Here is a 13,344-nt window from a genome sequence, read left to right on the forward strand (position 1 = left end):
GAATCCACAGGGTGCGCCGCCCTGGCGAGGCCGGAGATATCGGTGTCTACCGGTAGCGCGGAGGGACCTTCGATCCGCCGAGCCCTTCGTCGAACCGATACCGCGCGGCACGGTCGTCAGCAGTGCTGTCGGTGGCATCAGGCACGATGGAGCGCATGACCACCGCGGCCGGTACTTCAGCGATCGACCTCACCGCACCCGATCTGCGGGAGCGGGCCGAAGAGCTGCTGCGCGACCTCGCGGGACCGCAGGCGAGACTGCGCGAGGATCAGTGGACGGCGATCGAGGCGCTGATAGTGCAGCGGCGGCGGGCCCTCGTGGTCCAGCGCACCGGTTGGGGTAAGTCCGCGGTGTATTTCATCGCGGCCAAGTTGCTGCGGCGGGCGGGGCGCGGGCCGACGGTGATCGTGTCGCCGCTGCTGGCGCTGATGCGCAACCAGGTCGCGGCCGCCGAGCGGGCGGGCGTCGTCGCGGCGACCATCAACTCGGGCAATGTCACCGAATGGGATGAGATCCACGATCGGGTGGCCGCGGGCGAGGTGGATGTGCTGCTGGTCAGCCCGGAGCGGCTGAACAATCCGGACTTCCGCGACCAGGTATTGCCCAAGCTGGCCGCCGACGCCGGGCTGGTCGTGATCGATGAGGCGCACTGCGTCTCGGACTGGGGGCACGACTTCCGGCCCGACTACCGCCGCATCCGCACCCTGATCGCCGATCTCGGCTCCGATGTGCCGGTGCTGGCCACCACCGCGACCGCCAACGATCGGGTGGTCACCGATGTCGCCACCCAGATCGGTACCGACACTGCGTCTACCCACCCCGCCGACTCCGTCGGCTTGCCACCCCCGTTGGTGCTGCGCGGCACCCTGGATCGCGAATCGCTGCACCTGTCGGTGGTGCGTTTCGACGACGCCGTCGAGCGCACCGCATGGCTCAGCGGACACCTCGACAAGCTGGCAGGCTCCGGCATTGTCTACACCCTGACCGTCGCCGCCGCGCACGACCTCGCCGACGTGCTGAATTCGCACGGACACAATGTCGCCGCCTACACCGGGCAGACCGATACCGCCGAACGCGAGGCGCTGGAGGCGGCGCTGCTGAACAACGAGGTGAAGGCGCTCATCGCCACCTCGGCGCTCGGTATGGGCTTCGACAAACCCGATCTGGGTTTCGTGGTGCACGTCGGCGCACCGTCCTCCCCCATCGCCTACTACCAGCAGGTGGGTCGTGCCGGTCGTGGCACCGATCGCGCCGAGGTGGTGCTGCTGCCCGGTCCGGAGGATGCCAGGATCTGGAGTTACTTTGCCTCCGTTGCCTTTCCGCGCGAACACATCGTGCGCTCGGTACTCGACGCGCTGGATTTCGACCGGGCCATGTCGACCGTCGCGCTCGAGCCCATGGTCGAGCTGAACCGCTCGCGCCTGGAAATGGTGCTCAAGGTGCTCGATGTGGACGGCGCGGTGCGGCGGGTCCGCGGTGGCTGGATCGCCACCGGACAGCCGTGGGTCTACGACACCGAGCGCTACGAACGTCTCGCCGCGGCCCGCGAGGTCGAACAGCAGGCGATGATCGACTATCAGCGCACCACCGGCTGCCGGATGCAATTCCTGCGCCGCCAACTCGACGATCCCGGCCTGCCCGCACTCGAGGCCGACGCGCCCGGCTGCGGCCGCTGCGACAACTGCACCGGCACCCGCCTCGATACCACCATCGACTCCTCGGCCATCGCCGCGACCCGCGCCCGGCTGGATCGTCCCGGCCTCGATCTCGCCCCGCGCAAGCAGTGGCCGACCGGGATGGCAAAACTCGGTATTCCGTTGTCCGGCAAGATCACCAACGGTGCGCAGACCGGCCGTGCGCTGGGTCGCCTCACCGATCTCGGCTGGGGTCAGCGCCTGCGCGCCCTGCTGGACGCGCCCGACGATCCGGTTCCGGATGCGGTCTTCGACGCCTGCATCGCGGTGCTGCGCGAATGGAATTGGACGACGCGCCCGACCGCGGTCATGGCCCTCGAATCGCACCGCTATCCGGTGCTCACCGCCACCCTCGCCGCCCGCCTCGCCGAAGTCGGCCGTTTGCGTGACCTCGGTACCTTGCAATTGCGTCCGGACCGGCCGCCGGTGTCCGCCGCGAACTCGGCACATCGGGTGGCGGGATTGTTCGACTCCTGGCTGATCCCGGATCTGAGTTCGGTGGACGGTCCGATCCTGCTCGTCGACGCACTCTCCGATACCGGATGGACGCTGACCGTGGCCGCTCATGCGCTGCGCAACGCCGGGGCACCAGCAGTGCTGCCGTTCGCACTCGCCAGTCAGACGTAGTCGGATTCGCTCGTAGTCTGCACATGCTCGCGGACTACGAGAGCCCCGGCCAGGAGGTTATCCGCCCACCTCCGCGAACCCGCTGTTTGCCGATCGGTAACTAACAAACTGGCGAATATTTGGCTAACTATAGTTTCGGACCGGAATCATCGGTCACGATATGCGTATGTACTCGAACCTTGCCGCAAAACGGCTGTTGAAGGAGGTCAAAGCGCGCTATGGCTCAGCCGAGGCATTCTTCGAATCCTTGGACAACCTGCGCATCGACCCGATAGCTGACACCACTGAGCTACCGCCCATGCCGGAGCTGCGCGGGCTCGACTGAGCCTGCGTCGGTGACTACCGGACACGCCCTACTGGCGCGCGTCAGGTAGTCGAAGCGTCGGCGGGTCCGGCTCGATCCGCAAGGTGTCGCTCAGGCTGTTGTCCGGTGGTATCGGCCTGCGCGGCTCACGGACGCCGGCGGCACCGCCACCGGCCTCACCTGGCCCCTGACCACCGCCGGCGGGCACCGCGCCCCGGCCGAACAGTCGACGAATCGCTCGCATCAGCTTGGTCATCATCTCGCCAGTGTGCGCCCGTTCGCTCCGGATGGCATCGGTGTTCACAACCGGCGAAGCCGCGGGTCAGCGGGTCGCGGCGAGCAGTTCGACGATCTCGGCGGTGCTGCCGGTTTCACCGAGGCGGGGGAAGATCTTGCTGATGCTGTGCTGGTGGGCCTCGGCGTCCGAGTCGGTCATGGCGTCGACGGCGAGGGTGATGTGGTAGCCGTGTTCGTGCGCGGCGCGGGCGGTGGATTCGACGCCGATACTGGTGGCGATTCCGACGAGCACGATCTGGGTGATGCCGCGGCGACGCAGTTGCAGATCGAGGTCGGTGCCGTAGAAGGCGCCCCAGTTGCGCTTGGTGACGTGGATATCCTCCGGATGGCCGGTGAGCTCGTCCACGATCCGGTCCCAGCCCTCGGGCGGATTTCCGCCCGGATACGGAAATTCATTGCGCCCCTTCACCTGATCGGCACCATCGAGCGCGAACGAGACGCGGACGAGGACGACCGGCAGGCCGTGCTCCCGGAACGCGTGGGCGAGTGCGGCGGAATTCTCGATGACCGCGGCGGCCGAATGCGGTTGGCGCGGTGCGGCGACAATGCCTTGCTGGAGGTCGATGACGACCAGGGCGGTGCGCTCGTCGAGTGTGGTGACCGGCATGAATTACCCTTTCTGAGCTGAATTATCTTGAGACATAAGAAGATCAGGCGCAGCGCGTCCCACCCGCGCGAGCGAGCGGTCGGCGAGCGTGACGATGACCAGCAGCACCGAGACGACGAGCAGCAACAGTGCCAGCTCGTGCACTCCGGCACTGTCCGCGACGTGCGGGAATACCGCGGCATTTGCCGCCGCCGCGATCAGCGCACCGAGATACGTTCCGGTGCGCAATAATCCGGCCGACGACGCCATCCGCGCCGGATCGGCCTGGTGGTACAGGGCGTTCTGATTGGCGAGTCCGTTGAGTCCCTGCGGCAGACCGCTCAGCACACCGACCACCACGAGCAGCCAGATCCCGGTGTGCGGACCGAGTAACAGCAGGCACGCACACGCCGCGACCTGTAGTAGACCACCGGCGACCAGCTTGCCGCGCGCCTGGCGACGCCGCCCGGTGATCGCGGTAATCGCGATGGCGCTCAACGACATCGGCAAAAGCACCAGTCCGGCCACGGACGCGCTCAGCGACCGTCCCTCCTCCAGCCATTGCGTAAATCCGTACAGGAAGGCATAAGCCGTGACGAACGCGAGCACCTGACGGCCATAGGTGGCCAGCAACGGCGCATTGCCGCCGAGCACTCGCAGATCGATGAACGGCTGGCCGGCGCGCAACTCCCGCAGCACGAATGCGATACCCACCACACCGGCGAGCACGAGCAGATACCAGTGCGCGACAGCCGGTTTCATCAGAAACAGCATCGAGGCGACCAGAGTTCCCGCGAACAACCCCATGCCGGTGATATCCACGCCACCGCCCTGCCGTGCCCGCACGCTGGCGGGCAGCTCGGCCAACTCGGGCAAACTCATCCGCCCGAGCACCAGACAGGCCAGCGATAACGGCACATTGACGGTGAAGATCAGATGCCAACCGCCGACACCGATCAGCGCCCCACCCAGCGTCGGCCCGACCACCGCCATCACCTGATTGGCGATCGACAACATGGCGAGCACCCCGGCCGGGCTCTGCGACCCGGTGCGCTCGGATTCGCTGCGCAACAAGAACATCGAGGCCGGATACGCCGCCGAGGTGCCGAAGCCGAGCAGTACTCTGGACAGGATCAGGGCACCGAGCCCCGGTGCGAAGGCACCGAGTATGCCCGCGATACCGACCAAAGCCGTACCGAGCAGATAGAGCGTGCGCGGCCCGTATCGGTCGACGAGCCGCCCGACCACCGGCTGCCCGACCGCGGTGGCCAGATACAGCGCCGACACCAGCCAGATGGTTTCCGATGGCGGGGCGCCGAAGGCCTTGCCGATGGGCACCAGGGCCACCGCCAGCATCGAGGAGTTGATCGGATTCAGAATCGAGCCGAGAATCATCGGCGCGATCAGCCTGCGATCGAATCCCCTTACATCAGTGGATGATTCGGAGCGCTCTTCGACGGCCGTCATGATTGCGCCACATCGTCGAGCAGTGCGAGCGCCTCGAGGATGGTGCGCCGCTGCGCCTCCGTGTACCGCTCGTGCAGCGTGCGCGCCAACCACTCCTGACGCACCTGCCGGTCGCCCTTCAGTCGCTCGCGCCCCGCAGCAGTCAGGGACAGCAATTGCCTGCGCCCGTCCGTGGGATCCGGACGGCGCTCCACGAATCCGTAGCGATCCAGCGCCGCGACGGTCATCGCCATCGACTGCGGCCGCACCCGTTCGGCCGCCGCCAGATCACTGGTGGATGCCGCGCCGTCCCGATCCAAGCGACTCAGTACCGCCGCCTGCGATGGGGTGAGGTCGTCATCGGCGGCCAGTTCACGCAGGCGTCGCCGCAGCCTGCCGACGACAACCCGCACCTCACTCGCGGCTCGGACGGCCGATTCGGAGATCTTCTCGTCCATGCCATCGACTCTAATTTATTCAGTCTCAACTGTACAGTTTTAACTGCCAAGTTTGGCTGCATATCACGCGGGATGCGGGCGGCGGACCCACCGAGCCGTTATCGTCGGACAGGTGGCCAGTAAGTCCGCGTCGCCCGCTGTCGAACTCGATGTCGGCGACCGCACCGTCCGCATCTCCAACCCGGACCGGATCTACTTCCCGGAGTCCGGCGCGACCAAGCTCGACCTGGTGGAGTACTACCTGAGCGTCGGGGACGGCATCGTCCGTGCGCTGCGGGATAGGCCGTGCATGCTGCACCGGTTCCCCAAGGGGCTCGCGGGCGACAAGGTGCATCAGAAGCGGCTGCCCGCCGGCGCGCCGGACTGGATTCCCACCGTGCGCGTCTTCTTTCCGCGCTACAGCCGACATGCGGATGAACTCTGCGTGGACAAGCTGGCCGATGTCATCTGGGCGGTGCAGATGTCCACGGTCGAATTCCATCCGTGGAACTCGCGCCGCGATGACACCGAGCGCCCCGACGAATGGCGCATCGACCTGGACCCGATGCCGGATTGCCCGTGGTCGCGGGTGCAGCGAGTCGCGGGCGTCGCGCGGGAAGTACTCGACGAGCTGGGCGCGGTCGGCTGGCCGAAAACCTCCGGCGGCAAGGGCATGCACATCTATGTACGCATCGCGCCGGAGTGGGGCTTCACCGAAGTTCGCCGCGCGGCACTGGCCTTCGCGCACGAGGTCGAGCGCCGCGCACCCGACGATGCGACCACCACCTGGTGGCGCAAGGACCGCGATCCGAAACTGTTGTTCGTCGACTACAACCAGAACGCCCGCGACCACACCATCGCCGCCGCCTATTCGGTGCGCGGCGTCCCGGAGGCGACCGTCTCGACGCCTATCCGCTGGGACGAGATACCCGACGTCGACCCGCGCGACTTCACCATGAAGACGGTCCCCGCCCGCTTCGCCGAATTCGGCGATCTGCACGAGGGCATCGACGAGGCGGTGTTCCGCATCGACCAACTGCTGGAGTGGGCCGAACGCGACAATCTGGACGTCGACCTCGACGAGGACTGACCGCCCACACAACCGTTTGTCGCGGCAACACACCCGATACGCGGGTGCGCGGTTGACAGGCTGCTTTGTTGTCAGCTGGAGGGAACGATCGTCACGCAGGGTGGCGGCTGGAACCGGACAAAGGGCACCGGTGCTACGGTTCGCTTCGGAGACAGCCGCGGGCGCCGTGCCAGTGGTTTTGCCGCGACAGGAGGTCGTCATGAGCCCCGCCGAGGTTCCGGTGCCGGTCGCGATCGGCCCGTCGACGCCCGCGCCGACGCTGCTGCGCAAGGCCGTCGTAGAAGGCGGCGCGACCGTCGCGGATCTGCCGCAGGCTCGCGCCTTGATCTGGGCGGGCGGGCCAGGCGAATTCCCGGACGAGTTGCCGCCGTCCGTCGAATGGGTGCAGTTGCCCGCGGCCGGTGTCGAGGACTGGTTCACCGCGGGCATTCTCGCTCGGCATCCGGAGGTTCGATTCACTTCCGCCGCAGGCGCTTTCGCCGCGAGTGTGGCCGAGCACGCACTGATGCTGCTGCTCGCGGGGGTGCGCTATCTGCCGGAGCACCTGCGGGCGGGGAGTTGGCGACAGTACGATTTCTTCCCGCATGTCGGCACACTGCACGGCAAGACGGTGACCATTGTCGGCGCGGGCGGGATCGGGCGCGCTCTGATTCCCATGCTCGTCCCGCTCGGCGCGCACATCGTCGCCGTCAATCGTTCCGGTCGCCCGGTGACCGGTCCCGGCATTCCGGACACGGTCGAGACCCTTCCGGCCGAACATCTCGCCCGCATCTGGCCGCGCACCGATCACGTGGTGATCGCCGCCCCGGCGACGCCCGAGACGAAACACCTGGTCGGAGCCGAGGAACTGGCCCGGCTGAAGCCGTCTTCCTGGGTGATCAATGTGGCGCGCGGCAGCCTCATCGATACCGACGCACTGGTGGCCGCACTGGCCTCCGGCGCGATCGGCGGCGCCGGTCTCGATGTCACCGATCCCGAACCGCTGCCGGACGGCCACCCGCTCTGGGTGCTGCCGAATGCCATTGTCACACCGCATGATTCGAATCCCCCGCAGCTGCGACTCGCGGCTTTCGCGGACCATGTCGGGGCGAATGTGCAGCGCTTCATCACCGGGCGCGATCTGCTCGCTCCGATCGATACCGAACGGGGTTACTGACCCACCCAGGCCCCGGGTCGGTGCCGGCTTCGGCTACGCGCACTGGTGATCCACCGCGGCGCGCTTCAGGACCCTGCCGCGAAGGCTGACGGTCAGCGCCGCATTCCCTCGGACTTGATCGAGACCTGGCTCATAATGGCCGCGCCGTAAACAGCCTGTTTTAAATGTGCCATTGACAACTGGCACATTCATGCCTGACGCTTAGGTCATGACAAGGTCAACGAGGACCTCGGTCCCCGGCGTTCCGACGGTGCCGTCGGCACGGTCCAGACTCGCTGCCGCGGCATGCGAGATCGGGCTGCGGCCGCTGAACAATGCGGTACCCATGAACGCACCGGGAGTCTGGTTCGCACGCAAGCTGATCGCGACGATCATGGCCACGGCGGGTCCGACCCCGCGTGATATATCCGTCGTCCAGGTCCGGTCCGGCGCTGTCCGCGGCGAATGGGTCCGCGCACCCGGCGTGGACTTCGGACAGCGCGCCATCTACTACATTCACGGCAGCGGCTACGTCCTCTGCTCGGCCCGCACGCACCGCGGCTTGGCCGCGCAACTGTCCAGGAAGACCGGACTGCCGGTCTTCCTCACCGACTACCGGCTCGCGCCGGAGCATCGGTTTCCGGCCGCCGCCGATGATGTCGAGGCCGGATACCGCTGGCTGCTCGACCGCGGTTTCGCCGCAGAAGACCTGGTGATCGCCTGCGACTCCGCGGGTGGGCATCTGGCATTGGATCTGCTGATCGAGAACGCCCGCCACGCCCGGCCGCAACCCGCCGCCGTCGCGATGTTCTCCCCGCTGATCGATCTCACCCTCGGTTTGGCCGCCGAACAGGAACGGCGGCAACGGGATCCGGTCATCTCGGCCCGCGCGGCCGGTCGGCTCCCGCACGCCTACACCCGCGACCTGCCCACCGACGCACCGCGCCTGCGGCTACGAATTCCGCCGGGCATGGTCATGCCGCCGCTGCTGATCCAGGCGGGCGGCGCCGAAATGCTCTGCGCCGACGCTCGACACCTGCACGCGATGGTGCGCGATGCGGGCGGCGACTGCGCACTCGAGATCTGGCCGGGCCAGGTGCACGTCTTCCAGGCGCTGCCGCTGCTGGTGCCGGAGGCGGACAGGGCATTGGACCGGGCCGCCGAATTCCTGCGTACCGCACTGATTTCCCAGACCGTCACGAAGAAGGTGAGCTGAGATGTTCGGACTGGAAAGGCTCATTCCGATCGGTATCCGACCGCGGCGCAGCCACGGCGCCCGCGCGGTGGTGACCGGCGCGGGCAGCGGCATCGGCCGGGCCTTCGCACTCGAAATCGCAGAACGCGGTGGACAAGTGATCTGCGCCGATATCGATGAATCCCGCGCCGATGAGACCGTCGCCCTCATCGAGCGCAGCCATCCGGGTGCCGCGCATGCGTTCCGCTGCGATGTTTCGCGCCGCGAAGAGGTGGAAGTGCTTGCGCGCTTCGCCGAATCGCTGTTCGAACGCCCGGTCACGCTGGTGGTCAACAATGCCGGAGTCGGCATCGGCGGAAAGCCCGTCGGTGAAATCGGTTTCGACGACTGGGAGTGGGCGCTCGGCATCAACCTGTGGGGTGTGGTGCACGGATGCGAGATCTTCGCACCGCAACTGCGCGCCGCCTCCCGTGGCGGCATCATCAATGTCGCCTCCGCGGCCGCCTTCGCCGCCGCACCATCGATGGCGGTCTACAACGCGTCCAAGGCCGCGGTGCTTTCGCTTTCGGAGACCATGGCCGCCGAGATGAGCGGCACCGGCGTAGCGATCACCGTGCTGTGCCCGACCTTCGTCAAGACGAATGTGGCTCGCGACGGCCGCATTACACCGCAATCGGCCCGATTGGCCGACACCCTCATGCGCCTGACCGGCTTCTCCCCCGACAGCGTCGCGCGCACCACCCTCGACGCCCACGACCGCGGGCAACTGTATGTGCTGCCACAACTGGACGCGCACCTCATCTGGCTGCTCAAGCGCTACTTCCCCGCGCAGTACACCTATGCCCTCGGACTCCTGGATCGGCTGCTGCCACAGGAGAACTCGACCACCTCGGACCGGTCCCCGGTCTCCGATAAGACGGGAGTCTGATCATGGCCAACGGTATGGACTTCGACGATATGCTCCGCAAAATCAAGGATCGCCAATGGGCGCTGGCCGATATCGACTGGGATGCCCCCGGCGCAGAGACAATTTCGCCCGAACTGCACGCGAAACTCAAGCCGTTCATGGCCGATCTGATGTGGATCGAGAATGTCGGCGCGCGCGGCTTCGCCGCCATGGCGAAGAAGGCGCCGACCGAGACGCTGCGCGAGATCTACCGCTACTTCCACGCCGAGGAGCAGAAGCACGCCAATGCCGAACTCGCGCTGATGCGGCGCTGGGGCATGCTCGACGGCGATGAGATTCCGCAGCCGAATGTGAACGTCAAGCTGGTCATCGACTTCCTGGACCAGTACTCCGACGATATGTCGCTGTCGTTCCTGGGCACGGTGATTCCGATGCTGGAGGTCGCCCTCGATGGTGCGCTGATCAAGTTCATCATGGACGAGATCGAGGATCCGATCTGCCAGGAGGCCTTCAAGAAGATCAATGCCGACGAATCCCGGCATCTGGCCGTGGATTTCGCGGTGATGGATCTGCTCGGTCACGCACAGATGCGCAAGCTGCTCATCGATCTGGTCGGCGGATGGGCCAAGCCGACGTTCATCATCGGTGTGCTGAGCTATGTGCCGCTGCTGAACAAGATGCGCGACAACATCGTCGAGATGGGCGTCGACGAGGAGAAGTTGTACGCGGCGCTGAAGCGTTACGCGAATGTCGGCGAGCGCAGTGAATTCGCGCGCAGGCTGCCGATGTATCAGATCGTGAAGATGCACGGCGGCTGGGTGATCAACCGCGGCCACCCCTACCACCTGCTGGCCGACGCGCTGGTCAAGATCACCGCCCGGGTGCCGAAGCGGCTACTGCGCCCGCAGCCGACCTGGTCCAAGGAACTCACCTACGAGCCCGCGGCATGACGAAGGACGAGATGAATACAGCATCGCGCAGCGATTCGATGAGGGGCGGCGGCCGGGCGACGGGTGGGCAAACCTTGGATGTCGCCATTATCGGCGGTGGTTTTGCCGGTATCGGCGCCGCGATTCGCCTGAAGCAAAAGGGAATCGGCGATTTCGCGATCTTCGAACGCGGCACCGCGATCGGCGGGACCTGGCGAGACAACACCTACCCCGGTGCGGCGTGCGATATTCCGTCGCGGCTGTACTCCTACAGTTTCGCGCCGAACCCGAATTGGTCGCACACCTACTCCGGCAGCAGCGAAATCCTCGGCTATATCGAGTCGATGGCCGCGAAGTTCGGACTACACGAGCACTTCCGCTTCGGCCACAACGTCGCCGGAATCGCGTTCGACGAGGACACCGGGGTCTGGCACATCACGATCGAGGACCGCGCGGAGGCCATCCGCGCCAGAGCGGTCGTATTGGCCTCCGGGCCATTAGCCAATGCGAGTCTGCCGAACATTCCAGGCATCGAAGACTACCGGGGGCACAAGATCCACAGTGCCCGTTGGGATCACGACTACGACTTCACCGGGAAGAAGGTGGCGGTCGTCGGTACCGGGGCCAGTGCGGTGCAGATCATTCCGGAGCTGGTGGAGCGGGCGGCCTCGGTCAAGGTGTTCCAGCGGACGCCGGGATGGGTGCTGCCTCGGGTCAATCGGCGCACCACCCCGCTGACCAAACAGCTCTACCGGCGGGTGCCCGCCGCCGAATCCCTCTCGCGTCTGGCCTGGTTCTACGGGCACGAATCCGTCGCGCTCGGCGTGGTCTGGAATACCCCGCTGACCAGGGTGGTCGAGCTGGTCGGACGGGCCCAATTGCGCAGGCAGGTGAAGGATCCGTGGTTGCGCCGCCAGCTCACCCCGGACTTCCGGGCCGGATGCAAGCGGCTGCTGATGACCGACGACTACTACCCAGCCCTGCAACGCGACAACTGCAAGCTGGTCACCTGGCCGATCGCACGCATCGCCGAACACGGCATCCGCACCGCGGAAGGTATTGAGCACCAAGCTGATTGCATCGTCTTCGCCACCGGATTCGATGTCTCCAAGACGGGCACGCCCATCCCGGTCGTCGGCCGGGACGGGCGGGTACTCGGCGAGGAGTGGAACCACGGCGCGTATGCGTACAAGAGCATCGCGGTTTCCGGGTACCCGAATCTGTTCTTCACCTTCGGGCCGAATTCGGGGCCGGGACACAATTCGGCGCTGGTGTACATGGAGGCCCAGATCGACTATCTGGTGAGCGCCATCGGCACCATCCTGGACCGGAATCTGCGCATGCTCGATGTGCGCAAGGACCGGCAGGACCGCTACAACGCGGCGATCCAGCGGCGCCTGGGCAGCACCACGTGGAACTCCGGCTGCCGCAGTTGGTATCTCACCGAGGACGGGTTCAATGCGACCATGTATCCGGGTTTCGCCACCCAGTACGTTGGCCAGCTGCGGACACTGAACCTCGATGATTATCACGTGGTACCCGCCGCGCGCACGACGAAGCAGCGGATCGCGGCGGTTTCCTAGGTGACGGGCACCGGTAGTCGGGACGCTAGACTCGGTCGGTTCGAAGACCGCGTTCCGGCCGCCGGTGCAGCGTGCCCTAGTCGCTATGGGAGGTGATATCGGTGCCGGAGTACCGGATCGATGATCTCGCCCGCGCCGCGGGCACCACGAGCCGGAATGTGCGCGCCTACCAGGAGCGCGGACTGCTACCGCCCCCGGTCGGCAAGGACGGGCGCGCCAGCATCTACGACGATTCGCATCTGGAGCGGCTGCGACTCATCGACGCGCTGCTGCAGCGCGGCTTCACCACCGCCCATATCGCCGATTTCATCACCAGCTGGGAGACCGGCAAGGACCTCACCGAGGTGCTCGGCCTGCAGCACGCGGTGACGGCCCCCTGGGCGAAAGACGAAACCTTCGAGGTCCCCCGCGAACTGATCGGGACCATTCTCGGCACCGATACCGACGAACTCGTCGACCGGCTCGCGGAGATGAAGCTGGTGCGGATCGAGGGCGATACCGTCGCCTTCACCGATACCGCACTGCTCACCTCATTCGCCGAATTGCACGAATACGGCCTGGAACTGCGCACGCTGATCGAGATCTACGCCAAGGTCGCCGACCGCATCGATGACATCACCCACATCATGATCACGGCCGCCAAACAGCACATCGTCGACGAACACGGGCCCGGCTGGCTGCCCGAGACCAGCAGCGAAATCGCCGATACCACAACGATGCTCAACAAAATGCGCGAACTGGCCGTCGCCTCGGTGCACGCCACCCTGGTCCGGTCGCTCGATGTCACGCTGCGCCGCGAGTTGGGCGATTACCTCGCCACCGCCGCGGAGCGCGAACGCGGACGTACCGGTTCATTGCCCGACGCGCCTTGACCGCCAGCGAAATTCGCTGGGGTGCGCGTTGGTTTCGGGGGTTCACGCCGCCGATTGTCCGAGCTCGGGCCGACCGAGCGTTTCGGCTCGACAGGCTCGGTGCTCGGGGCACAGATAGGCAAATCCGGGCCGGATGAATGCCGGGTCCAGTCGCTGTGCGAACGTCAAGTTTTCGCGACGCCAGCAATCGCCGCATACCACTGTGTTCATGTGGCACCTCATTCCGCTCACGGGACGTGTGA

The 13,344-nt window shown here is 66.3% G+C and carries 13 protein-coding genes; 9 read left to right on the forward strand and 4 right to left on the reverse strand.

All coding sequences use genetic code 11. The features are described 5' to 3' along the window. The first annotated feature begins 146 nt into the window (after positions 1-146). The gene (locus ACZ60G_RS05005) at positions 147-2,321 is read left to right on the forward strand and encodes a RecQ family ATP-dependent DNA helicase (protein ID WP_465807624.1); all 2,175 of its coding nucleotides are present in this window, start codon (positions 147-149) and stop codon (positions 2,319-2,321) included. A gap of 166 nt (positions 2,322-2,487) precedes the next feature. After that, positions 2,488-2,646 carry a hypothetical protein gene (locus ACZ60G_RS05010; RefSeq protein ID WP_465807391.1) on the forward strand — a complete coding sequence of 53 codons (159 nt, stop codon included), beginning with the start codon at positions 2,488-2,490 and terminating at the stop codon, positions 2,644-2,646. 28 nt (positions 2,647-2,674) lie between these two features. Here ACZ60G_RS05010 and ACZ60G_RS05015 read toward each other — a convergent pair whose 3' ends face one another. The 4 genes from ACZ60G_RS05015 to ACZ60G_RS05030 form a co-directional block, all read right to left on the reverse strand. Further along, positions 2,675-2,884: a hypothetical protein gene (locus ACZ60G_RS05015; protein ID WP_465807393.1), complete on the reverse strand. Its 210-nt coding sequence runs from the start codon at positions 2,882-2,884 to the stop codon at positions 2,675-2,677. A 63-nt stretch (positions 2,885-2,947) separates the two neighbouring features. Then, complete coding sequence (locus ACZ60G_RS05020; RefSeq protein ID WP_433623226.1) at positions 2,948-3,529, reverse strand: hydrolase; 582 nt, start codon at positions 3,527-3,529, stop codon at positions 2,948-2,950. A 3-nt stretch (positions 3,530-3,532) separates the two neighbouring features. Further along, positions 3,533-4,975 (reverse strand): MFS transporter, encoded by a 1,443-nt coding sequence (locus tag ACZ60G_RS05025; RefSeq protein WP_465807395.1) that lies wholly within the window; start codon positions 4,973-4,975, stop codon positions 3,533-3,535. Further along, positions 4,972-5,412 (reverse strand): MarR family winged helix-turn-helix transcriptional regulator, encoded by a 441-nt coding sequence (locus tag ACZ60G_RS05030; RefSeq protein WP_465807396.1) that lies wholly within the window; start codon positions 5,410-5,412, stop codon positions 4,972-4,974. Before ACZ60G_RS05030 ends, ACZ60G_RS05025 begins: the two co-directional genes overlap by 4 nt. 112 nt (positions 5,413-5,524) lie before the next feature. On the opposite strand from ACZ60G_RS05030, the gene ligD reads away from it, so the two are divergent. The 7 genes from ligD (at position 5,525) to ACZ60G_RS05065 (ending at position 13,102) form a co-directional block, all read left to right on the forward strand. Continuing rightward, entirely contained in the window at positions 5,525-6,481 is a 957-nt protein-coding gene (gene ligD / locus ACZ60G_RS05035) for a non-homologous end-joining DNA ligase (RefSeq protein ID WP_465807398.1), read from the forward strand. Positions 6,482-6,680: 199 nt separating this feature from the next. Continuing rightward, positions 6,681-7,637: a D-isomer specific 2-hydroxyacid dehydrogenase family protein gene (locus tag ACZ60G_RS05040; RefSeq protein WP_465807400.1), complete on the forward strand. Its 957-nt coding sequence runs from the start codon at positions 6,681-6,683 to the stop codon at positions 7,635-7,637. 208 nt (positions 7,638-7,845) lie between these two features. Further along, the gene (locus ACZ60G_RS05045) at positions 7,846-8,832 is read left to right on the forward strand and encodes an alpha/beta hydrolase (protein WP_465807401.1); all 987 of its coding nucleotides are present in this window, start codon (positions 7,846-7,848) and stop codon (positions 8,830-8,832) included. Position 8,833: 1 nt separating this feature from the next. Continuing rightward, entirely contained in the window at positions 8,834-9,739 is a 906-nt protein-coding gene (locus ACZ60G_RS05050) for an SDR family NAD(P)-dependent oxidoreductase (RefSeq protein WP_465807403.1), read from the forward strand. 2 nt (positions 9,740-9,741) lie between these two features. Continuing rightward, entirely contained in the window at positions 9,742-10,668 is a 927-nt protein-coding gene (locus tag ACZ60G_RS05055) for a ferritin-like domain-containing protein (protein ID WP_433522466.1), read from the forward strand. 38 nt (positions 10,669-10,706) lie between these two features. After that, positions 10,707-12,230: a flavin-containing monooxygenase gene (locus tag ACZ60G_RS05060; protein WP_465807626.1), complete on the forward strand. Its 1,524-nt coding sequence runs from the start codon at positions 10,707-10,709 to the stop codon at positions 12,228-12,230. 101 nt (positions 12,231-12,331) lie between these two features. Next, positions 12,332-13,102 (forward strand): MerR family transcriptional regulator, encoded by a 771-nt coding sequence (locus tag ACZ60G_RS05065; protein ID WP_063047106.1) that lies wholly within the window; start codon positions 12,332-12,334, stop codon positions 13,100-13,102. Positions 13,103-13,344: the final 242 nt, after the last annotated feature.

The organism is Nocardia sp. NPDC102475 (assembly GCF_055584605.1).